This window comes from Pseudomonas sp. HD57-3 (assembly GCF_056113135.1).
The window spans coordinates 3,165,417-3,188,255 of record NZ_CM148568.1 but is presented as its reverse complement, the minus strand read 5'-3'; the positions used below and the strand labels follow the sequence as shown (position 1 = coordinate 3,188,255).

The window sequence follows — 22,839 nt, the reverse complement described above, 5'->3', positions numbered from 1 at the left end:
CTTGTCCATGAGTCTTTTAATCAGTGCGCGATCGCGGCTTGCGGCGCATCGAATTGAGTCTTGTACAGTTCATCGCCGAAGCCCTGAGCCAGTTCATCGAACTTGACCCGGGCACTGCCGGCGAAGGGCTGGCGGATCTTCATCACCTCGGCCACATCGATGTTTTCGTAGGCGGTGAGAATCTGCTTGGCCACGCCGTACATCTGCTGATTCTTGACCGAACATTGCTGCACTTGTGTGTCACGTTCAGTCAATTGCGCTTGAAGCTTAGACCGTTCTGCCTCTTTGGCACGGGCCATGACCAACAACTCGTCATAGGCTTTCTTGAATTTGCCGGTCTGCTCGTTGCTGGCCGCGACTTGCGCCTGGGCCTGGCTGTGCAGGGCTTGCTGCTGCCCCGCGATCTGCTCGGCGAGGCCTTTGGCCTTGGCCAGTTCGGCGGTCAATTGTTTGATCTGCGCCTGCGCAGCCTTGGCTTCGTTCTGCGCCGCCAGTTGCGCGGCGCTGGCCTGGGCCTGCTGACTTTGCAGGGTTTGCAGCTGCTGGGTGGTGCTGCGCAACTGGGTGCGCAGGCGTTCTTCCATGCCTTCGGCGCTCGCCCCGGTGGCGATCAACATCCCGAGCCCAAGCCATAAAAAGCGGATTTTCATAACCCTCTCCCGGCGCTTTAGAAGCGCGTGTTGATCTCAAGCTGCATGACGTCGATGTCGAACGGCGCGCCATACACCGCCTCCGAACTCAGCCAGCGGCCGGTGGCGTAGACGTTCTTCGCCAGACCGTAATTGCCGCCCAGGAAGTAGCCCTTGGCGTTGGTGCCGCCGAGGTGGAACGACGAGTCGTTGAAGCCGTCCGGCAAGGCATCCGGCTGGATGTACTTGTAGCCGGCGAACAGGTTCCAGTCGCCCTGCTTCTTAAGCTCCAGCGCATTGCCGAGGGTGAACTGGACCATCCACGCATTGGCGCCACTTTCGATGTTGCCGTTGCTGTCGAGGTTGTTGACGAGTTGACCGGCCGAACGCTTACGCATGTCGCCTTCGTCGTAGCCGAGGTTGTGGATGTAGTTGCCCTGGCTGTGCAGTTTGAAGTCTTCCGGCAGGTCGGCGTCCCACACCACGTTGAGGTCGAGCAGGTTGAACTCGGACGCCAGGCCAACGAATTGCGGTTGCGGCGTGGTGGTTGGGTTGAGCGGGTTCGGCGTGATGTCACGCAGCAGGAACACGCTGTTGCCCTTCTGCATGAACGCCGCGCGGGTGCCGTCGCTGTCGCAGCCCGGTGCGCCGGCCCACGGTTCGCAAGGACTGGAGCGCTGGCCTTCGATGTCGTCGAAGCGGTAGTAAGCCAATGCACCTTTCAGGCGGTTGTTGCTGTTGATCGCCCATTTGGCGCCGATCTGCGCGCCGTACAGCCATTTGTTGTCGCTTTCTTCCTTGTCGAAGCCGTTGCTGGTGGTGGTGTCGTTGGTGTAGTCCACCGGGAACGCGCCGACGGTGCCGAACACGCCCCAGTCGCGACTGAGCTTGTGGTCGAAAATCGCCGCCACACCGTCGAAGTTCAGGTCGTTGGAATACAGCATGTCGGTGGACATGAACGGGTTGGCGAAGCGGCCACCGGTCAGGGTCAGTTCATCCGACGGCTTCCAGGTCAGGTAACCCTGATCGAGCCAGATGTCCTTTTTCGAGAAGCCGCCGCCGAGGTTCTGGGTGGTCGACACCGGGTTGTTGTCCGAGCCGGTGCCGATGCGGATGCCGGCGGTCCATTCCGGCGAGATCACTGCTTTCATGCCCAGCCGGGCGCGCAGGCGGAACAGGTTTTCGCGGTCTTCACGGGTGTTGAGCAACGGCGGCAACGCGGTGCTGCTGTTGGGGTTCACGTCGTACGGGCCGTTGTTGTTGAGCTTGGCAAAGTCGACGATTTCGTTGCTGTTGCTGCCCGAGTAGTAGCGCGACTCGTCACGCAGACGGATGTCGCCGTCGAAGCTGATGCGCGACGCCCAGTCCGGGAACGTATTGGGCGCAGCCCAGTTTTCCTGTTTGGCGGTGGCCATGACTTCGGCCTTGACCTGATCGCGGATCTGGTCGCGCACTGCGGCCGGCACGTATTGCACCCGCACATCGCCCGGTGCTGCGACCGGCCCGGCCGCCACAGCGGTGGATGCCGCAGCCTGCTTGGCCTGGGCCGCTTCGCTCTGGGCCTGGGCGATCAGTGCGTCGGCCTTGTCCTGTTTCAGAATGCCCTGCTCGACCAGCAAGCGGATCAGATTGATCGTGGCGTTCTCCGAGGGCGCAGGCGCTGCCGCGGCCTGACCGACCAGGGTCGCGATGACCATGCCGACCGCCAGGGACAATCGATTCACGTTGGAAATCATCTGCACACAACTCCTTTTCATACAGCTTTATGAATTCGGTTAACCCGGACGCCGCCCTTGCAGGGACATGCGCACAGGCAAGGTGATGGAGGCCGGTGGCCGCTCGCTCAAAGCAGGCGCATTGCGCAGCGCAGCGAGCACTTGCGTATCGATCTCGGGGTTGCCGCTGGACTTGATCAGCTCGACCCGGGTGATCTCGCCGACACTGCTCAGCCACACATCGGCCTGCAGCGAAAACGCGAGATTGCGCAGGTCGGGGTTCTCGCGCAGCAGCTTCTGGAAGGTGAAGGCGAGGAACTGGCTGTAGGTACCGTTGCCCAGTCGCCCACCGCCGGAACCGGCCATGCCTCCGCCCTTGCCCGCGCCGATGTTGAACGCGTCGCTGCCGCTCTGGGCGTCGCCGTCAATCTGCATCGGATTGGCCAGGTCGTCCGCTGGCGATGGCGGTGCTTCTTCCTCAGGCTTGACCTCTTGTAGCTCGGGTGTCGGCTCGGGCTCGACGATTTTTTCCTCGACCGGGGTTTCCGGCTCCGGCGGTTTTTCCGGCGGCGGAGGTGGCGGTGGCGGCAACGGAATGATCGTCGGCACCTTCGGCGCTTCCCGGCGGATGCCGCTCATGTCGTTGGCCCACTGCCACAACAGGAATGCCGCGACGGCGCCCAGCAGCAGCCCGGCGCCCCACTTCGCGTAACGCAGTGGCGACTTCTTCACCGGCAAAGGCTCGATTGGCAGTTGTGCAGTCATCACTCAGCCCTGCGTCGGTTTGCCGGTAACGAGACCGACCTGGGACAGTTCGAGCCGGCGCAGCAGATCCAGCACTTCGATGACCTTCTGGTACTGCACCGTGGCGTCGCCGCGCACGATCACCGGGAAGTCCGGGTTCTGCGCCTTCTCGATGCGCAGGCGTTCTTCCAGCTCCGGCAACGTCACCGGGTAGGCGTCGAGGAACACCTGGCCGCCGTCGTTGACCGAAATCGCCTTGGTCTTGGCCTCGGACAGCGACACCGCGGCGCTGGCCTTGGGCAGGTTGATCTGGATCCCGGAGACCTGCGCGGTGGCGGTGAGGATGAACATCACCAGCACCACCATCAGCACGTCCACCAGGGGCGTGATGTTGATGCTGTCCACTGCGGCATCTTCGTCATCGTCGTGGGAGGCATTTACGGACGCCATGTCAGTGCTCCTCAGGCCGGTACGGAGTGGTTGGCGTGATGACCGCGCTGATGCGCCGCTTCACTGGACTGACCTTCGCCGTGCATCTCCGCCAGACGGGTGATGAACTCGTCGACGAACACACGCATGTCGGCGCTGACTTCCTTGTTGCGGGTGATCAGGCGGTTGTAGCCAAACAGCGCCGGGATCGCGACGAACAGGCCCATGGCCGTGGCCAGCAATGCGGCCGCCATGCCCGGCGCGATGGCGTTGATGTTGACGTCGCCGGCCATGGCCGTGCCGAGGAACACCACCATGATCCCCAGCACGGTGCCGAGCAGGCCGATGTACGGGCCGCCGGCGATGGCGTTGGACAGGGTCGAAAGTTTCGAGCTGAGCTGCTGGTTTTCACGGGTGCGCACGCCGTCCATGGAGCAGCGGATCGCTTCGATGGTTGCGGCGGAAACCGACGAGGTGTCGGCGCCCTGTTCGCGGCGGGTGCGGATCTCTTTCACGGCGACCAGGTACAGGCGCCACAGCGGCGAGTGCTGCAAACGCTGAGCGAGCTGGGTGTCGTCGGCGAACATTTCCAGGCGGGTGCCGACCTTGGCGAACTGCACGCGGAAGTCTTCGTTGGCGGCGGTGACGCGGCTGAGGGTACGGTTCTTGCGCAGCATGATGATCCACGACTGGAACATCATCAGCACCAGCACCGCGATGATCACCCAGGCATCCACCGGCACGGCGTTGAGCAGGAAGCCGAGGCTGCCGAAACCGAAGCCGGACTGTTCTTCATCGACGCCGTAAGCCACCAGTTTCGACTCGGCGCCCTGGGAGGTGGCGTCGGCCAAAAGCAGAGGCGCCGGGCGGGCGACTTTCGACAGGCGCAGTTCATCGATAGCGCCCACGAACGGTTGGAAAGGACCTTCGTGCAGATCGGCACCGATGGCCATGACCGAGTTGAATGCCGGCATCGCTTGAGCGAGCGCTGCACCTTCGCGACCGTTGATGTACAACGTCACTTTCGCGCCTTCAGCGGTTAGTGCGACGTGCTGCCATTGACCCGGATTCAGTGGCTGCGTAGCGACGGCACGCTGGCCGTCGATTTCCACAAACGGCACGCCCTGGTTCACACCAACCAGCAGGCTGTTGGCGCCTTCGCGGCGGGCCAGGATCATTTGTTCGCCATTGGCCTGATCCAGTCGCAGCCAGGCACTGAAGGTGAACGCGCTGCCGGCGTTGTGCTGCAACGACGGACTGGCCGGCAGCAGCAACGGCTGGCCGCTGAACTGCAAAGCCCGCCCTACTACGCCATCAATGGCGGCGCCGGTCGCGCTCTGCGCGGTGTTGCCGTAAGCGGTGGTGTCTTTGGCCGGGGTGCCAGTGGCGCCGTCGAAGTGATAGAGCGCGGTGTAATTCGGATCGAACGTCAGCTGGCCGTTGCCGGTCGCCGGCGCCTTCTGGTTGCCGTAATACATCCAGATGTCCTGACGCTGACCGCCCTCGACATTCGGTACATCGACCCAGATCAGCGCCATGCCCATCAGCGCGTCGAAGCTTTCGATCTGGTGGTTGAGCACAGTCTTGTCATCGGCGCCGACGAAGCGCAGGTCCGAGCCGTCCTCTTTCACGCCGTCGAAGGTGAAGTTGCCGGTGTGCAGGCGCACCAGCAGCGCGGTGCGGCCCAGGGCCTGATTGATCGCGGCACCTTGCGGCGTGGTGTCGACGGCGATCTGTTTGCGGTAATGCCAGTCGTCCTGCCACCAGGCCTGAGCCGTGGCCGGGAGCACGAAGCCCAGGCAGATCAACAACGAAAGGAAAAGGCGCTGCATGGAAGTGCTCCTTGTTAGAAAGTGGCCTGAAGGTTGAAGTGCAGGCGCGATTCCTGTTTCGAGGTGTTCGGCCCTTCGAGTAGCGGGTAGCCCCAGTCGAGGCTGCCGGACAGCCATTTGCTCAGGCTGGCGCGGGTGCCGAGGCCGACGCTGGCCAGGGCGTAATTGGCGTCCTGGTCCGGCAGCTCGTCGCGCAGATAGAGTTGCGCGCCTTCGGCGAAGGCGTAGAAGCGCCAGTCCTGCATCCAGCCGCCGACGTACTTGGCCAGCGACGGTGTGCGCAGCTCTTCGCTCAGCAGGAAGCCGTCATCGGCGGTGCGTTCGGCGGCCAGATAACCGCGCACCGAAGTGGCGCCGCCGGCGGAGAATTGTTCGTTGGAAACCAGTGGCCCGGACGCCAGCTGGAACGCGGCTTTGCTTGCGCTCTGCCAGTCGCTGTCGAAGGTCCAGGTGAAGTTGGTATCGCCCTTGAGCACGGCGAAACTCGGGTTGGCGCGGTAGCGTTTGTAGTCGAAGTCTTCGTCGGAGCTGCCGTAGCCGAAGATGCTGCGAGTGGCCGCGACCAGGCTCAGGCCGAGGCCGAGCTGGCTCTTTTCGCTGTAGCGATAGCCGTTGTAGGCGAAGGTGAACGGCGCGTATTTGAGCGGCACCTTGTCGCTCTCGCCGGACAGGGTCAGGCGCTCGTCGAAGTCCTTGAAGTCGATGCCCGCCGACAGCGAGTTCGACCAGTTGCCGCTGGACGGGATCGTGTAGATCGCCGCTACGCCGTAGGAATGGCCCTTGCCGAGCACGTTGCTGCCGCCGATGGTGGCGACGTTGCTGTCGGACTGGTAACCGGAGAACTGCACGCTCCAGCGCTCGGTCAGCGGCGCGGTGTAGGAACCGGACCAGACCTTGGCGTTGTCGGTTTCCTGTGGCGCGGTGAAGAACGTCAGGTTGACGCTGTGGCCGAGTTGCCAGAGGTTGTTGTAGCCGAGGCTGGTGACGGTGCGCAGTTTTTCGGTGTCGGCGCTGTAGTCGTTGTTCAGACCCACGCTGGCGGTCCACGGGTTCTGGTCTTCGACCTGCAAGTCCACGTCCATGGTGCCGGGGCGCTGGCCTTCGCGCACCAGCGGCATCACCTGCCGGCCCGGGGTCTTGTTGAGTTGCGCCAGTTCGCCCTGGACCTTGGCGAAGTCCGGCACCTCGCCTTCTTTCAGCGCCGGGACGTTGTCGCGAATGTCCAACGGCGAATAGTGTTTGGCGCCGACCACGCGGACCCGGCCGACCTTGGTTTCACTGACTTGCAGGTAGACGATACCGTCAGCCACCGCTTGCTCCGGCAGTTCGACGAACACCGATTGATAGCCGCGTTCCTGATAGGCCTTCTGCAAGGCATCCCGCGCACCTTCGATGTCGCTCAAGGCTTTTTGCGGTCCGAGGAACGGGTACACCGCTTCTTCGATGGCCCGCGCGTCGAGCACGGTGTTGCCGCGCACGAAGTATTCGTTGACGTCCACCAGACGCTGCGCCGCTGCATTTTCGGCTTCATCGGCGAACGCCGGCTGCGCGCCGGCCGTCACCAGCAGCCAGCCCCACAGCGCCAGCCGTGACGTGAAAATCTGCTCCACACTACCCCCTGAAATTCGCGATGACCTGTTGGCGCTCATGCGCCTTGCGTGTGCGTCAGTTACTGGCGTTCTTGATTGCTGAAGTGCAGGCCCCGGTGTGCTTGCCCAGCCAGGTGTGCAGCAGCGCGAAGTTCAGCGAGAACTCGGGCATTTGCAGCAGCGCGCCGCAGAACACTTCACCGATGATTTTCTGGATGAGCTGCACCGCACGCGGCTCGTTGAGCAGCGTGGCGATGTCGCGACTGAGGACGTTGAAGCTCCAGACTTTCTGGTTCAGACCCAGGCCAACGAACCAGCGGAACAGCAGGTTGTAGTTGAGCTGTTCGTAGAGCTGCTGCTCGCTGGGCACCGAATACAGCAGTTGCAGCAGCAGAATGTGCATGACCGTCTGCGGGGCGATCAGCATGCCGGGTTGGGCATTGAGGTCGTGCAGGAGGTCGCGGTGGGCGTCGAGCAGGTCATCGATCTGCGGGCGCAGCAGCACCAGCGAATGACCCGGCGGAATGTAGCTGGAGACCTCTTTCAAGGCGCCCTGCCAGTCATCCTGCGACACGATCCAGACCCACGGCGCGCCGTAGCGATACACCGAAACCGGCTTCTTGCGCGCGGCTTCGACGATCTTCGACAGGCGTTGATCGAGTTCCTGCATGCCCACTTTCGAGTAGCGTTCCATAGTCCCCATTGCCTCACTCCCGGCGTCCCGCCTCGGCTTGTGAAAAGCGCCCAAAGGGCCCCTCAAGCGCGTTACATAGGCATGACCGGACTGGCGATGTGCTACCGAACTTTTGTCATAAAAGCTTCATTACAGAATTGGAGTGAGATTGATCGGGCACCACAAAAACCTGTGGGAGCGAGCTTGCTCGCGAAAGCGGTGTGTCAGCCGAGTAAAGGGTGACTGACAGGACGCCTTCGCGAGCGAGCTCGCTCCCACAGGGAATGGGGGTTGTTTTTGGTCAGGAATAAACCGGCCAGGTATCAACGATCTTGCCGCCACGCACCGCCAGCAAATCGCCGAATTGCAGAAGGACGGCTTCGGTCTGGGTCGGCCGCAGAAAGACTTGATCCTCCACCGTCAGCCCCACGGCATTCGAACCGTTGACCATCTCCTGATTCGAGCTACGGCCGTAAACCCCATTGCTCTGCAATCCGGGCGGTGATTCGAACTCGGCCATCCAGTTGCCGCCGTAGATGAAAAAGGTCTGCCGCTGGTTGGTGTCCCACCACGAAAACAGCTTCGACTTGTCATCCAGCGCCGGAATGTTCACCGCCCCGGTGCTTTTCAAGACTGGCGTGGCGATGTACGTGGCAGGCTCGTGTTCAACCAGTGACGGCAAGTCGTAATGAGTCGGCTTGAGCATCGCCGTCCCCACCGATACTTCACTGCTCAGGTGCTCGTTTTCATGCATGCGATAACTCGGACTACCGGCGGTGTTCAGGCACAAGCCGTCATGCCACAGCGCCGGATATTGCTGCCGGGTGAAGTCGACGCAGCGCTGATAAATCACCATCACCTTGGCGAACAGTTCTTCGGGCGAACCGAGAATCCCCGGCACGCCCATGCCCACGAACGGGTCGTAGCCCATGAACCCGGCGAACTCCAGGTGCTGCGGGTTGGCGGCGATCAGCGCGAGCATCTGCCCGAGCACGTTCAAATCGCTGACGCCGCCCCGGTGCAGGCCGACATCCAGCTCGATGTTGATCCGCATCCGCGTGCCCAAGCCCTGGGCCAGTGCGAGGTATTGCTGCAAGCGTTCGGGGTTGTCGATCAGCCATTGCAGTTGCTTCGTCGGGTCGAACGGGCCTTTGTGGGTCTGGTAGAAAATCTCGGCGGAGCGCACCGGCAACGGCTTGCCGAGCAGAATGTCGGACTGCGGGTAAACCTGTGCATCGTGATTGAGAAACGGCTGATGAAACGACATCAGTCGCTGCGTCCCTGCCCTTTGGCCGATGTAGCTGAGCAGGCCTGGTGACGGCAGGGATTTCTCCACCAGCCGTAACTGCTTGCCCGCACGTTTGACCGAGCGCATCACCACGTCGATGTTGTGATCCAAGCGATCCAGATCGATCAGCAACACCGGGCGCATCGGGCCTTTGGTCTTGAGCTCGTTGTTCAGCGCCCGGAAATATTCGCTGTAAGGCCCGCCGCGATCCCCCGGCCGCAGACATGCGCCAACACCCACCAGCAAAGCGCCGATACCCAACGTCCCGAGCACGAAATTACGTCGATTGACCGCCATCAGCTCACCCCCAGAATCGACGACAGATGCCCGTTGAGAAACTTGCCGCTCGGATCCAGCGCCTGGCGTACCTGAATGAATTCCTGCCAGCGTGGATAGAGCGTTTGCAACGTGCGGGCATTCAGCGTGTGCAACTTGCCCCAGTGCGGGCGGCCGTTGTACTTCCAGAAGATCGGCTCGACGGCGGCGAAAAAGTTGTGATGGTCCATCTGGTAATGCTGGTGGACCGAGATCGAGCAGCTGTCGCGGCCTTCGAACATGCTCAGCGGAATGTCGTCGGCCTTCACATAGCGGTACTCGATGGGAAACCAGGTGCGCAGGTCCTTGTCGCGGATCTGCTTGAGAATCTCGCGCAGACAGGCCGGGCCGTGTTCGGCGGGCACCGAATATTCCATTTCATTGAAGCGCACGGTGCGCACGTTGGCGTAGATGTCGAACGAGTCGCCGACCCGGTCATCGAAACTCGCCAGATGTCGCAGGCTGTTGAGCAGCGAACTGCGCAGGTTCGGGAAATCGCTGCCGTACTTGTCGATCTTTTCGATCAGGGTCACGAACTCGTTGCCGCCCTCCTCTTCGGGCGGGATCGGCGGCGTGGGCGGATCGGTGGTTTCGTTGAGGGCGATCGACAAGGCGTAGTCGGAATGGGTGACAACGAGCATTTCCCAGTGCTGGTTTTCGCGGGTGTTCTTGTCCAGGTCTTCGAGCAGCTCTTCGGTCTTGGCGATCCACTGGGTTTCTCGCAGGCGATAGGCCGGGCGGTTTTGCAGGCGGATTTTGGTGGCCACGCCGAGTGCGCCGAGTGACACCCGGGCGGCGTTGAATACCTCGGGATGACGCTCGCTATCGCAATCCAGCACTTCGCCGCTGGCGGTCACCAGCTGGATCCCGCAGACATGGGCCGAGTAAGACTGAAAGGTTTTTCCGGTGCCGTGGGTCGAGGTGGAAATGGCCCCGGCGAGGGTCTGGTAATCGATGTCGGCCATGTTCTGCAGGGCCTGGCCGATGTCTTTGAGCGGCGTGCCCATGCGCGACATTGGTGTACCGGCGGCGAATTCGGCTTGCAGGGTTTTCGGGTCGTGGTCGAGCAGACCGTTGAAGTAGCTCAGCGACAGCAACGTGCCGTCGGTGGGCACCAGCGCGCTGAAGGAATGCGCCGAGCCGACCGGGCGAATCTTGCCGGGGGCCTGCTGAATGATCGTCGTCAGTTCATCCAGATTCTTCGGCGCCACCCGCGCCGCCGGCAGGCAACTCTGCCCGCCCGACCAGTTGCGCCAGGGAATCAGTCGCGGTGCGCGCATCAACTGGCCCAGCGCCGGATTGGAAGCCAGCGCGCTGAACGCGCCGACGATGCTTGCCCGGTGCAACAACTGCCGGCGTGTCAGATCTATCGGCATGCCAGGATCCTTATTGTGGGAGCGGCTGGTCGGCCATGAAGCCGATCAACTGAAGGAATTGTTCTTCCGAGCACTCGACGCACTGGCCCATCGGCGGCATGCCGTTGTAGCCATTGATGGCGTGGTCGAGCAGCGTGTCGGCGCCCTGCTGGATGCGCGGCTCCCAGGCCTTGCGGTCACCGGTGAGCGGCGCATTCGCGGCGGGGTTGGCGTGGCAGAGCTGGCAGCTGTTGGAGTAGATCTGCGCCAGCGCCGGGTCTTTGGGAATGGAGTTATTGGTGCTGGCCGGGGGTTTGGGGTCTTCGCCGCAGCCAGGCAGCGTCATGGCCAACGCCAGTAATAATGTGAGTCGGATTGCCCGCATAACGGCCTCGCTTATTGTTGTGGTCACACCTTAAGGCAGGCGGGTCGGCGGGTTGAGGGCATTGCGGGACATTGAGGGGGGCAAACGGGGCCAGCCCATTATCTGAAGACGATCGTTCCCACGCTCCGCGTGGGAATGCAGCCTTGGACGCTCTGCGTCCGCTTGGAACGCGGAGCGTCCCTTGAGGCATTCCCACGCAGAGCGTGGGAACGATCATGTGTGGATGCCCGCTCTGCTGTGCGGTTTCGCGTGACATTCGCGTGACATTTGCGGGTTTAAATTTCCGCGCATTCAGGCGTATAACCTGTTGAGACTTTTTGATCTGCATGCGGACATCAACACGGGGTAGCGACATGACCACAGCAAACATCCTTGGCAACCTGTTCCCTTCTGTCAGCGACATCCCGGAAAAATACCGCCTCGACGGTCAGGTCGAGCAACGCGAATACCTGGTCGATGGCGAGTTGCGCCGCTGGGACGGCCCGCTCGCCACCGTGCGCAGTCCGGTCTACCTGCACGGCGACAACGGCGATGAACAAGTGATCCTCGGCAGCACGCCGCTGCTGGACGCCGATACCGCCCTCACCGCTCTCGACGCCGCCGTGCGCGCCTACGACCGGGGCCAGGGCCTGTGGCCGACCATGCGCGTGGCCGAACGCATCCAGCACGTCGAAGCCTTCCTTGGGCGCATGCGCCAGCAGCGCGACGCCGTGGTGAAACTGCTGATGTGGGAAATCGGCAAGAACCTCAAGGACTCGGAAAAAGAGTTCGACCGCACCTGCGACTACATCGTCGACACCATCAATGCGCTGAAAGAACTCGACCGCCGCTCCAGCCGTTTCGAGCTGGAACAGGACACACTCGGCCAGATCCGCCGCGTCCCGCTCGGCGTGGCGCTGTGCATGGGGCCTTACAACTATCCGTTGAACGAGACGTTCACCACGTTGATTCCGGCGCTGATCATGGGCAACACCGTGGTGTTCAAGCCGGCCAAGCTCGGCGTGCTGCTGATCCGTCCTTTGCTTGAAGCCTTCCGCGACAGCTTCCCGACCGGCGTGATCAACGTGATCTACGGCAGCGGCCGCGAGACCGTCAGTGCGCTGATGGCCAGCGGCAAGATCGACATCTTCGCGTTCATCGGCACCAACAAGGCCGCCAGCGACCTGAAGAAACTGCACCCGAAACCACACCGCTTGCGTGCCGCGCTGGGTCTGGATGCGAAGAACCCCGGCATCATCCTGCCGGAAGTCGACCTGGACAATGCGGTCAATGAAGCGGTTACAGGTTCGCTGTCGTTCAACGGCCAGCGCTGCACCGCGTTGAAAATCCTGTTCGTGCATGAAGATGTGGTGGACAGTTTCATCGAGAAATTCAACGCCAAACTGGCCAGCCTCAAACCAGGCATGCCGTGGGACAGCGGGGTTTCGCTGACGCCGCTGCCGGAGTCGGGCAAGGTCGATTATCTGCACGGGCTGGTGGCTGACGCGCAGAGCAAAGGCGCCCAGGTGGTCAACCCGAATGGCGGCGAAGCGCGGGCCTCGTTCTTCTACCCGGCGGTGCTGTACCCGGTGACGCCGCAGATGCGCGTGTATCAGGAAGAGCAGTTCGGCCCGGTGGTGCCGATTGTGCCGTACCGTCATCTCGATACCGTGATCGATTATGTGCTGGAGTCGGACTTCGGCCAGCAACTGAGCATCTTCGGCACCAACCCGGTGGCGGTCGGCCGACTGGTCGACACCTTCGCCAACCAGGTCGGGCGGATCAACCTCAACGCCCAGTGCCAGCGCGGTCCGGACACTTACCCGTTCAACGGGCGCAAGAACTCCGCCGAAGGCACGCTGTCGGTACACGATGCGCTGCGGGTGTTTTCGATCCGTACGCTGGTAGCGACCAAGTTCCAGGAACCCAACAAGGATCTGATCAGCGAGATCATTCGCGGACGCGATTCGAACTTCATCGCCACCGACTACATCTTCTGAGGAGGAATCAGAGCTGAGCACTTTCAGCCCCCACCGCTGGCCGCCGCTGTTGCGGCGGATCCTGCGGCCGTTGCTCGACCCGTATCGACGTTATCGCCATGCACGCACGATTCACGCGGTGCGGGTGGCGTTGGGGTTGCTGGCGACGATCCTGCTGACCACCGGCATCAATCTGCCCCACGGCGAATGGGCGTCGGTGACCATGCTGGTGGTGATCGGCGGTTTGCAACATCACGGCAACATCGGCAAGAAAGCCGCCGAACGCGCTACCGGCACCTTGATCGGCGCCGGCGTCGGTTTGTTGATAGTGGCGCAGCAAGCGTGGCTGGGCATGCCGTGGCTGACTTATTTTGCGATGGCGGTGGTGTGCGGATTTTTCTCGTATCACGCCATCGGCAAGGGCGGCTACACCGCCCTGCTCTCGGCCATCACCGTTTTCATTGTCGCCGGGCATGGCGACAACCCGATCACCGACGGGCTGTGGCGCGGGGTCGATATCCTGATCGGTATCGCCCTGGCCCTGGCCTTTTCCTTCGCCTTGCCGCTGTACGCGGTGTACTCGTGGCGCTACAACCTGGCCGACGCGCTGCGCGATTGCGCCACGGTGTACGGAAGGATCATCGGCGGCCAACCGGTGAACGCCGACGAACACTTGAAGTTGATGAACCGGCTGAACGCGGCGATGGTGCAATTGCGTTCGCTGATGCCGTCGGTGTCCAAGGAAGTCAAAGTGTCGATGACCGAACTGGACGCGATCCAGCGCAACCTGCGCATGTGCATCAGCACCCTGGAAATCCTCGGCAATATCCGCCCGGACGCCAACGACCCCGACGCCATGGCGCACCTGCAAGCGGCGCTCAAGGCTGAGCACCGGCATATTCGCGTGCAATTGATCGGCATGGCCCGGGCGTTGAAAACCGGTGCGTCCGGTCGATTGGGGCGTCCGGTGGAATTGCCGGACGCCAGCCTCGACACGCCGGTCTACAGCCCGTTGGACGGCTACCGTTTGTTGACCCGGCAACTGGCGGCCAACGTCGGCGAGATGCGCCAGCGCCTGGCGAAGACTGCGCCGCGCTGGAACATCTGATCAAGGCCATCAGTACATTTGTGCGACAGCGATTGTGACTGACGACGCGAAGTTAGTTACTCCGTAACAATCGCCTGAGGTACAGCAACCACCTGCACCTCACAGATTAGCGTTGCCGAATCAGTAGTGAATAGACACGCTTGTTTGCCTTCCTTGATCTTGATAGCGGCGTAATAACCCGAGTGCTCCGGTGCAGTGTCGAGCATGACGTTCTTAACAGGGTTAAATACTCCCGGCAGGGAGTTGATGTACCACCAGCCGACCAGGCACACACCGATAAAAGTCGTCAGATCCTGTAGGAATTTGTAGGGTGCCAGCAAGCTCAGACTCACCAGCAGCAGACCGTAAGCTGTCACCATATAACCCATGGAAACACCGAAACCGAACACGACTGTTAACGTATATCCGAATAAAAGAATCAGTATCGCCAACCCGAACGTTTTCCTCAGCAGGGCTTTCTTCCATGTGTTTTCCCACCTGTTAAGGCGTTGCTGAGTATTTTGCAATTTCACCTTGATCCGATCCCAGATGGACATCGAAGAGGTGTCCAGCGGCGGATCAGGCAATACGGCCGTGGATTGTTCATAGGAAGTCCGTGCCTGTAGCAAATTGGCGGCAGCCGCTGTCATGTCGGCAGGCCGGGCGGCAGCGACGGCCTCAATTGCTTGGTTTAGATTCCGCCATGCTATTGAAGATTCCGATTTCATAATTGACTGTCATTCCTTTGATTCACGGATCTGATTTTCCAAGGTTTTCAATCGAGCAGATTGGTAATACTCACCACTCGATAGACGTATGCGGTCTCAACTCCAGAATCTGTATCTGTTCGAATGACTTCCTGTCCAATCGACAATGGATGATTAGGGAATCTGAAAGTAACCTGGCTGGAGTCACCATGACCCCACTCCCCTGTGTACAGGAGATTCTCGCCTGTTTCGTCGGTTAGGATGCCGGGGTAAATTGCCAATGCTCCGTCATGAGACCATTCCCTAAGATGCCCATACATTTCGGGAGAGTGAAGTCGGCCATCCCGCAAAATCGCATGGACACGAAAGGTTTCTCGCTCGTTGTCCGCGTACACCAAATCGATTGCAACAGCAGTCTTTGCCATGATGCTTTCCATAATGAGGATTCACACAGACTGAGTCTGCTGATATCACAGCGCCACTGCAACTTGAAATCATCGTTTATAAATAATTGCGGTGGTCGTCCAGGGCTGTGCTTATCAACTCCCCTGCCCGACCGAAAACATCAGGATTACTGCGCCGCCAAGCGCCGCGCCTTCAGGCCCCAACCCTGTTGCATACCCGCAGCAGCCAACAAAATCGCCGCCACGCCGATCCATTGCAGGGTTTGCAGTTGGTGGCCGAAGGCAAACCAGTCGACGAAAATCGCCGCAATCGGGTAGATGAACGAGAGAGCGCCGGTCAATGCGGTCGGCAATTTCTGGATCGCGCCGTAGAGCAGCACGTACATCAGACCGGTGTGGACGATGCCCAGCGTCACCAGACTGGCCCAGGCACTCGGTGCCTCGGGCATCGCTGAAAAATGCGCGAATGGCGCGAGCAGCAACACCCCGGTGCAGACCTGGATCAGCGCAATCAGATGCGGTGGCGTGCCGGTCAGGCGCTTGATGATCAACGCGGCGATGGCGTAAAGAAACGCCGCCCCCAGCGCCAGCGCGATCCCCGTCAGGTAATCATTGCCGCCCTCGCCCTGCCCGCCGTGGGCACTGACGATGGCCAGCATTCCCATGAAAGAAATCGCCAGCCAGAACAGCTTCTGCAGGGTGATCTTCTCGCCCAGAAACAGCGCCGCCAACCCCACCAACATGAACGGCTGCACGTTGTACACCGCCGTGCCGATGGCGATCGAGGCCCGTGAGTAGGAGGCGAACAGCAGCACCCAGTTGCCCACAATCGCTACACCGCTGAGCACCGCCAGCAGAAACGTGGTGCGGGTCAGGATGCCCGGACGCAGGAAGCCGAAAGCGGCGCAGATCAGCAGCAAGGTCCCGGCGCCGAACACGCAGCGCCAGAACACCACGTCCAGCACCGGTTGCCCGGACACCAGCACAAACCAGCCGATGGTCCCGGATATCAACATGGCGGCGGTCATCTCAAATGAGCCGCGACGGATTGTTTTGTCCATCATCAATCTCCTTAATGTGTGGCAAAAGTATGCCAAGCGCGACCGGGGCTTCTCCAGCGCAAAAAGCAGGCTAAACTCGATTTCTGCCTTTTTTATCAAGGTTGGTTTGCGTCATTCGCCTAATGCGGGAGTTATTTGTATGACCGACGATATCGACCAGATCCTGATCGGGGCCTTGATGGAGGATTCGCGGCGCTCGCTCAAGGCGCTGGCGCAGATCAGCGGGTTGTCTTCGCCGAGCGTCGCCGAGCGTTTGCGCCGCCTGGAAGAACGCGGTGTGCTCAAGGGCTACACCGTGGAGATTGACCCGAAGTGCTTCGGTTATCAGTTGCAGGCGATTGTCCGGGTGCGGCCATTGCCGGGTCAGTTGCAGGAAGTCGAGCGGCAGATTATGTCGATTCCGGAGTTCACCGAGTGCGACAAGATTACCGGCGAGGATTGTTTTATCGCTCGCTTGCATGTGCGTTCGATGGAACAGTTGGACACCCTGCTCGACCGTCTGAACACGCTGGCGGAAACCAATACTGCGATCGTCAAGAAGACCCCGGTGAAGCGTCGATTGCCGCCGATGGCGTGAGCGGCGTAAATTGGGTTTTTCCGGCGAAGGATTGGCGGTATGAAAATTTGGGCAATGATGCTGGCGGTGTTGATGCTGGCAGGGTGCGGGACGGTGCAGACCGTGGCGTTCAGTGACAAGTTTTCTTCCGACCAGTTGAAGACCCAAAAATCTTACTGCGGCGCCGTACCACGTATCTACAGCGGCGTGACCTACGACTTCTGCATGCTGCACGCCGAAAAACCGGATGACGTCGATGCGTTCAACTACAAGAACGCGACGCCGGGTTTGCTGGTCGATGCGGCCGTATCGGGCGTGCTCGATACATTGCTGTTGCCTTACACGATCTACAAGCAACAGGCCGATGGCAGCATCGTGATCAATTGATTGCCTGCTCGCTTTTTCGCAGGCAACAAAAAACCCGCTTTCGCGGGTTTTCTGTTTATTGCAGTGCAGCGATCAGTCGTCGCGGCTCATGATGCCGAAGATCTGCAACAGGCTGACGAACAGGTTGTAGATCGATACATACAGGCTGATGGTCGCCATGATGTAGTTGCGCTCGCCGCCGTGGATGATAGCGCTGGTCTGGAACAGGATGCAGACCGACGAGAACAGCACGAAACCTGCGCTGATCGCCAGTTGCAGGCCGCTGATCTGGAAGAACATGCTCGCCAGCGTCGCGCCCAGCAGGACGAAGAAACCAGCGGTGATGAAGCCGCCGAGGAAGCTCATGTCCTTGCGGGTGATCAGCACGTAGGCCGACAGACCACCGAACACCAGTGCGGTCATCGCGAATGCGGAGCTGACCACTTCAGCACCGCCCTGCATGCCCAGGTAACGGTTGAGGATCGGGCCAAGCAGGAAACCCATGAAACCGGTCAGGGCAAACGCCGACACCAGGCCCCAGGCGGAATCACGAAGCTTGTTGGTGAGGAAGAACAGCCCGTAGAAACCGATCAGCACCACGAAAATATTCGGGTAGCCGACCCGCATCTGCTGGGCCACGAACGCCATCACACCGCTGAATGCGAGGGTGAGCGCCAGTAGACCGTAAGTGTTGCGCAGGACGCGGCTAACCTCTAGCTGCTCAGCCTGCACGCTGTTGTGAACTGCGTAATCCTGTTCGCGCATGGCGACACTCCTGTTGGTTTGAAACGTTCAGTCGCAAAGATCATAACAGACGCTCTGTAACAAGCCATGCACAGAGTTTGACAGTGTGTTTCATTCAGGTATTATGGCGCCCGCAACGCAACGGAGGTGTGGCCGAGTGGTTTAAGGCAACGGTCTTGAAAACCGTCGACTGTAACAGGTCCATGAGTTCGAATCCCATCGCCTCCGCCATATTTAGTACTTCAAAGCCCTGATTATTCAGGGCTTTGTCGTTTCTGGAGCTCGCGTTTTTTGAACCTCCATTTCTGGATCGTTTCCGCATCTTTTCAGCTATTTCCGCAACCCTCCCGTTCCATTCCAGCGTTCCAGCCTAGATCAAGAAACTCAGAACTCATCCACAATGAGTATTCGGTGACGTCCGTAGGCAGCTTACGGCCAGAAGCGGATCAGCGTGGATGTCTGCCACGGCCAATACCGCACGTTCAGATAAACGACAAAACTGTCCGTGACCCTGCCAGACGTGATCAGTCAAAAGATGAGTAGCAAAGGGGGCCAAAGAGGCACGACGAAGCGGGCCTCGATTTCAAGCTTTTATACCTGTGCCGGTTATATTTTTTCAGTTTGCCCCTTATCGTCAGGACGGATCTTGAACCAGATCGAGTACATCGCGGGCAGGAACACCAGCGTCATGATGGTGCCGACGAGCGTGCCGCCAATCAGGGTATAGGCCAGCGTCCCCCAGAACACCGAGTGTGTCAGGGGAATAAACGCCAGGATCGCCGCCAGGGCCGTCAACAGTACCGGTCGCGCACGTTGCACCGTGGCTTCGACGACAGCGTGAAACGGATCCAGCCCTTCTTGCGCGTTGTGATGAATCTGCCCGATCAGAATCAGCGTATTGCGCATCAGGATCCCCGACAGTGCAATCAACCCGACCAGCGCATTGATGCCAAACGGCTGATTGAAGATGAGCAGTGTCGGCACCACACCAATCAACCCTAACGGCGAGGTCAGGAACACCATGATCATCGCCGAGATCGAACGGACCTGCACAATGATGATGACCAGGGTCATGGCAATCATGATCGGCAACAACGGCAGGATCGCCTTGCCGGCCTTGCCGGACTCTTCGATCGCGCCCGCCTGCTCGATCCGGTAACCGGAAGGCAGCTTCTCGATGATCGGCTGCAGTTGCTTCAGCAGCGCACTGGAAACATCCGGTGGCTGCAAGTCCTCGGCAATGTCGCCGCGCACGGTGATGGTCGGGGTGCGATCACGCCGGCGCAGGATCGGATCTTCCATGCGCACATCGACCTCGCCTATCTGCGACAAGGGGATTCGCTGTCCCGACGCACCGACTAAAGAGAAGCCTTCGATTTGTTGCGGATCGAGCCGTATATCGCCCGCTGCACGCCCCATGATCTGCACTGAACGAATATCTTCACGCACCGCCGTAATCGGTACTCCGCTGAGCAGGAACTGCAACTGCTGTGCAACCGCAGTCGATGTCAGCCCCACTGCCTGCAGACGGTCCTGATCCAAATTGAAATGCAACGACGGAGACCGCGGGCCCCAATCAGTGTTCACGGTTCTCATCATCGGACTGTCTTGCATCACGCCCCGCACCTGCTCGGCGATCACGCGCAACTTTGCCGGATCAGGCCCCATCACCCGGTAAGCCACTGGAAATGGCGAATAAGGACCAAACACAATCTGCGATGCCCTGAGGCGTGCCTCAGGGGCAAGCCCTTGAGCGACCGCGTCACGAAAACGCAACTTGAGGGTTTCCCGTGCCTCCTGACTGTCGGTCAGCACAACGATCTTGGCGAACGACGGATCGGGCAGCTCCGGCGCCATCGCCAGAAAGAAACGCGGCGCCCCTTGGCCAATATAGGCCGTGACGATTTTTGCCTCGTCTTGCTGGCGCAGCCAGGCTTCGACTTTGGCGGCCGTGGCGCTGGTCTGCTCGATGGAAGTGCCGTAGGGCATTTGCACCTCGATCATGACTTCGGGACGGTCAGAGGTTGGGAAGAACTGTTTCTTCACCAGACCCATGCCCGCCGCCGCCACGAAGAACAGTCCGATAACCATGCCCGCGACCCACCATTTGCGCGCGATGACCCGGGTCAGAACCCGGCGGAAGCGGTTGTATCGCGGCGTGTTGTAGATGGCCGCGTGCCCACCCTCGACTGCCTTGATGTCTGGCAACAGTTTCACGCCCAGATAAGGGGTAAACGCCACTGCCACGACCCACGAAGCGATGAGAGCAATGCCCACGATCCAGAACATGTTACTGGTGTATTCGCCGGCGGTTGACTGAGCGAAACCGTTCGGCAAAAAACCGATCGCCGTCACCAGCGTTCCCGCCAGCATCGGTGCCGCCGTGTGGCTCCAGGCATAGGCAGACGCCTTGATGCGATCGTAGCCCTCCTCCATTTTCACCACCATCATTTCAATGGCAATAATCGCGTCATCGACCAGTAGCCCCAGCGCCAGGATCAACGACCCGAGGGTAATACGGTCGAAGTTCTTGCCGGTGGCTGCCATCACCACAAACACGATCGCCAGGGTCAAAGGCACGGCGGCGGCGACCACCACGCCGACACGCCAGCCCATGCTGAGAAAGCAGACGAGCATGACCACCAGCAGCGCGACGAAGAATTTGACCATGAACTCGCCGACGGCAGAGTCGATATTCACAGCCTGGTCGGTGACCTTCGAGAGGCTCATGCCCAGTGGCATTTCCTCATTGATCCTTGCGGTCTCGGCATCCAGCGCCTTGCCCAGATCAAGACCGTTCCAGCCCTCGCGCATCACTACGCCGAGCAACAGCGCCTCTTCGCCGTTATTGCGCACGAGAAAGGTGGCCGGGTCTTCATAACCGCGTTCGACCGTCGCCACATCAGACAGCTTGAGTGTCCGCCCTTGCACGATCACAGGGGTGTCGCGGATTTTCTGCAGTTTGTCGAACGCACCATCGAGACGCAGAAAAACCTGTGGCCCGCTGGTGTCGATTGATCCGGCCGGGGTCAGTGCGTTCTGACTGTTCAGCGCGGCGAAGATGTCCTGCGGTGACAACCCCAGGGTCGCCAACCGGTCATGCGAGAAAGAAACAAATATCCGTTCGGCTTGTTCACCGATGATGTTGACCTTCTTCACCCCCGGCACATGCAACAGGCGCTGGCGCATCAACTCCGCATCGCGGACCAGCAAGCGCTGGGGCTCACCTTTGGCTTTCAGGGCGAACAGCGCAAAGGTCACGTCCGAATACTCATCGTTGACCATCGGCCCGATGACGCCCGCCGGCAACTTGATGGCTTCATCGTCGAGTTTTTTACGCGCCTGATAGAACTCCTCCTGCACTTGCGCAGGGGGCGTGCTATCGAGCAACGAGACCATCGTGAAAGCGAGCCCCGGCCGCGTATAGGTTTCGGAGCGGTCGTACCATTTGAGCTCTTGCAGGCGTTTTTCCAGGGGTTCCGCGACCTGATCCTGCATCTCTTGTGCGGTCGCCCCCGGCCACGCCGTGATGACGGTCAACTGCTTGACTGTAAAAGGAGGGTCTTCGGCACGCCCCAACTGGAAGAATGCCAGGGTGCCGGCAACGGCAATCAGGAAAATCAGAAAGACTGTAATCGCCCGCTCGCGAACGGCGATGGCGGAAATGTTGAATCGTCCTTCGCTCATGGACGACTCCCGGCAACGGTGGCCGCATCAGGCACAGGCATTCTTACAGGCTCACCTTCGCGCAACAGATGAGCGCCCAGCGCAACGATTTGCTCGCCGACGCGAAGGTCGCCGGCCACTCGGGCCGATTCGTCGCTCAATCCTAGAACCTGAACCGGTCGCCAGGTCACGCTTGGCGGGGTGCTGGCGATAACCCACACCCCAGGGCCTTTACCGGCGTCGTAAAGCGCGGCAACAGGCACTTGCAACGATGCGGCAGGTGTCGAACCCTCGGCGATTCTGAGGGTGACTGTCGAACCTATCGGCGCATTGGCCAGCGCGCCTGCCAGTACGTAGCGCGCCTCGAACGTACGCGTCGTGCGATCTGCCGAATCGGAAAGCAACCTCAGTTTCGCGGTAACAGCACCCGAGGCGTCGCCATAGAGCGTGGCTTGCGCGGTGGATCCTGCTGCGGGGCGCAACGTCTCGGGCAAGTGCACGATGGCCTCGCGCTGCCCTGCCCGCGCCAGTCGAACCACCGGTTGTCCAGGGCTGACGACTTGTCCGGGTTCGGCGAGTGTTTCCACCACAACGCCGTCGGCATCGGCGACCAGCACCGCATAACCGGAAGCGTTGCGGGCTACGTCCGCTTGCGCTTCAGCAGCGCTGAGTTGCGCCTTGGCGGTATCTGCGGCGGCTTTGATCTGATCGTAGGCCGATGCGGAAATGGCGCCGGCGCTGACCAGAGTGCGATAGCGGGCTTCGTCATCGGCTGTCTGCCTGGCCCGGGCCCGGGCGGCGGTGACCGACTCCTGCTGCGCGCGTGCCTGCAACCCCAGGTCGATGGGGTCGAGCCGCATCAGCGGCTGACCGCGTTTGACGCTCTGCCCCGTGTCAACCAGACGCTCGAGCACCTTGCCCGAAACGCGAAACCCCAGATCGCCCTGAATGCGCGCCGTCACCACTCCCGTGAAGGTGCGAGAACCGTCAGCCGCAGCCTGAACGGCGGTGAACCTGACCAGAGGCGCCTGTGTGCGCGGGTCTGCAACGGATGAGGAATCACCGCACGCCGCCAGGGCGAGTGGCAACAGGCATGCGGCAATGGGGAAAATTCGGAGCCGGCGCATAGGTTCCCTTACTAAAAATAGGATGGTCATCATATTCTCAGTCTTGTGACCACATCAGTCAATAGTCACGATATTTGAACTATACGACGCTCAAGCATTATCAATTTTGCCGAAACTGCCTTTTTAATAGGCCAATAAGCTCTATCGCCCTTAATTGACACGTTGTGACCAATACGTATTATGGTCACTAAAATCTCGTTAAGGAACGC

The 22,839-nt window shown here is 60.5% G+C and carries 20 protein-coding genes and 1 tRNA gene; 5 read left to right on the top strand and 16 right to left on the bottom strand.

What is annotated here, in order from left to right; genetic code table 11:
* Positions 1–20: 20 nt before the first annotated feature.
* The 10 genes from AC0R79_RS14350 to AC0R79_RS14305 all read right to left on the bottom strand — a co-directional run bounded on the left by AC0R79_RS14350 (position 21) and on the right by AC0R79_RS14305 (position 10,954).
* Positions 21–650, bottom strand: coding sequence for a DNA repair protein (locus AC0R79_RS14350; protein WP_375746999.1), 630 nt, complete (start codon positions 648–650; stop codon positions 21–23).
* 17 nt (positions 651–667) lie between these two features.
* Positions 668–2,365 (bottom strand): putative porin, encoded by a 1,698-nt coding sequence (locus AC0R79_RS14345; protein WP_474735004.1) that lies wholly within the window; start codon positions 2,363–2,365, stop codon positions 668–670.
* Positions 2,366–2,404: 39 nt separating this feature from the next.
* The gene (locus AC0R79_RS14340) at positions 2,405–3,109 is read right to left on the bottom strand and encodes an energy transducer TonB family protein (protein WP_474735002.1); all 705 of its coding nucleotides are present in this window, start codon (positions 3,107–3,109) and stop codon (positions 2,405–2,407) included.
* A 3-nt stretch (positions 3,110–3,112) separates the two neighbouring features.
* Entirely contained in the window at positions 3,113–3,538 is a 426-nt protein-coding gene (locus AC0R79_RS14335) for an ExbD/TolR family protein (protein WP_007955109.1), read from the bottom strand.
* An 11-nt stretch (positions 3,539–3,549) separates the two neighbouring features.
* Positions 3,550–5,349 carry a DUF2341 domain-containing protein gene (locus AC0R79_RS14330; protein ID WP_474735001.1) on the bottom strand — a complete coding sequence of 600 codons (1,800 nt, stop codon included), beginning with the start codon at positions 5,347–5,349 and terminating at the stop codon, positions 3,550–3,552.
* Positions 5,350–5,363: 14 nt separating this feature from the next.
* Complete coding sequence (locus AC0R79_RS14325) at positions 5,364–6,959, bottom strand: ShlB/FhaC/HecB family hemolysin secretion/activation protein (RefSeq protein ID WP_129973658.1); 1,596 nt, start codon at positions 6,957–6,959, stop codon at positions 5,364–5,366.
* 55 nt (positions 6,960–7,014) lie between these two features.
* The gene (locus tag AC0R79_RS14320) at positions 7,015–7,641 is read right to left on the bottom strand and encodes a transposase (RefSeq protein WP_074690888.1); all 627 of its coding nucleotides are present in this window, start codon (positions 7,639–7,641) and stop codon (positions 7,015–7,017) included.
* A gap of 271 nt (positions 7,642–7,912) precedes the next feature.
* Positions 7,913–9,121, bottom strand: coding sequence for a DSD1 family PLP-dependent enzyme (locus AC0R79_RS14315; RefSeq protein WP_375748023.1), 1,209 nt, complete (start codon positions 9,119–9,121; stop codon positions 7,913–7,915).
* A 74-nt stretch (positions 9,122–9,195) separates the two neighbouring features.
* Positions 9,196–10,524 (bottom strand): D-arabinono-1,4-lactone oxidase, encoded by a 1,329-nt coding sequence (locus AC0R79_RS14310; protein ID WP_474735112.1) that lies wholly within the window; start codon positions 10,522–10,524, stop codon positions 9,196–9,198.
* A gap of 76 nt (positions 10,525–10,600) precedes the next feature.
* Positions 10,601–10,954, bottom strand: a complete 354-nt coding sequence (locus AC0R79_RS14305) for a c-type cytochrome (protein ID WP_474735000.1) — start codon at positions 10,952–10,954, stop codon at positions 10,601–10,603.
* A 353-nt stretch (positions 10,955–11,307) separates the two neighbouring features.
* Here AC0R79_RS14305 and AC0R79_RS14300 point away from each other — a divergent pair, with 353 nt between their 5' ends.
* Positions 11,308–12,933 carry an NADP-dependent glyceraldehyde-3-phosphate dehydrogenase gene (locus AC0R79_RS14300; RefSeq protein WP_474734999.1) on the top strand — a complete coding sequence of 542 codons (1,626 nt, stop codon included), beginning with the start codon at positions 11,308–11,310 and terminating at the stop codon, positions 12,931–12,933.
* Between the two features lie 49 nt (positions 12,934–12,982).
* On the top strand, positions 12,983–14,020 hold the full coding sequence (locus AC0R79_RS14295; RefSeq protein WP_474734998.1) for an FUSC family protein: 1,038 nt from the start codon (positions 12,983–12,985) through the stop codon (positions 14,018–14,020).
* A 56-nt stretch (positions 14,021–14,076) separates the two neighbouring features.
* Here the strand turns inward: AC0R79_RS14295 and AC0R79_RS14290 are convergent, their stop codons facing one another.
* The 3 genes from AC0R79_RS14290 to AC0R79_RS14280 form a co-directional block, all read right to left on the bottom strand.
* Complete coding sequence (locus AC0R79_RS14290) at positions 14,077–14,727, bottom strand: hypothetical protein (RefSeq protein ID WP_474734996.1); 651 nt, start codon at positions 14,725–14,727, stop codon at positions 14,077–14,079.
* A gap of 47 nt (positions 14,728–14,774) precedes the next feature.
* Entirely contained in the window at positions 14,775–15,131 is a 357-nt protein-coding gene (locus AC0R79_RS14285) for a hypothetical protein (RefSeq protein WP_474734994.1), read from the bottom strand.
* Between the two features lie 146 nt (positions 15,132–15,277).
* Complete coding sequence (locus tag AC0R79_RS14280) at positions 15,278–16,171, bottom strand: DMT family transporter (protein WP_179695191.1); 894 nt, start codon at positions 16,169–16,171, stop codon at positions 15,278–15,280.
* 139 nt (positions 16,172–16,310) lie between these two features.
* Between AC0R79_RS14280 and AC0R79_RS14275 the strand changes: the two genes are divergently transcribed.
* Positions 16,311–16,748, top strand: coding sequence for an Lrp/AsnC family transcriptional regulator (locus tag AC0R79_RS14275; protein ID WP_474734993.1), 438 nt, complete (start codon positions 16,311–16,313; stop codon positions 16,746–16,748).
* Between the two features lie 39 nt (positions 16,749–16,787).
* Positions 16,788–17,114, top strand: coding sequence for a YceK/YidQ family lipoprotein (locus AC0R79_RS14270; RefSeq protein WP_127797974.1), 327 nt, complete (start codon positions 16,788–16,790; stop codon positions 17,112–17,114).
* Between the two features lie 72 nt (positions 17,115–17,186).
* Here the strand turns inward: AC0R79_RS14270 and AC0R79_RS14265 are convergent, their stop codons facing one another.
* Complete coding sequence (locus AC0R79_RS14265) at positions 17,187–17,858, bottom strand: Bax inhibitor-1/YccA family protein (protein ID WP_007955123.1); 672 nt, start codon at positions 17,856–17,858, stop codon at positions 17,187–17,189.
* Between the two features lie 122 nt (positions 17,859–17,980).
* Between AC0R79_RS14265 and AC0R79_RS14260 the strand changes: the two genes are divergently transcribed.
* Positions 17,981–18,068: transfer RNA gene (locus tag AC0R79_RS14260), tRNA-Ser, on the top strand.
* Positions 18,069–18,443: 375 nt separating this feature from the next.
* Here the strand turns inward: AC0R79_RS14260 and AC0R79_RS14255 are convergent.
* Both AC0R79_RS14255 and AC0R79_RS14250 read right to left on the bottom strand, forming a co-directional pair.
* Positions 18,444–21,524 (bottom strand): efflux RND transporter permease subunit, encoded by a 3,081-nt coding sequence (locus AC0R79_RS14255; protein WP_474734991.1) that lies wholly within the window; start codon positions 21,522–21,524, stop codon positions 18,444–18,446.
* Complete coding sequence (locus AC0R79_RS14250; RefSeq protein ID WP_474734989.1) at positions 21,521–22,630, bottom strand: efflux RND transporter periplasmic adaptor subunit; 1,110 nt, start codon at positions 22,628–22,630, stop codon at positions 21,521–21,523. The genes AC0R79_RS14255 and AC0R79_RS14250 overlap by 4 nt, the downstream gene beginning before the upstream one ends.
* Between the last annotated feature and the right edge of the window lie 209 nt (positions 22,631–22,839).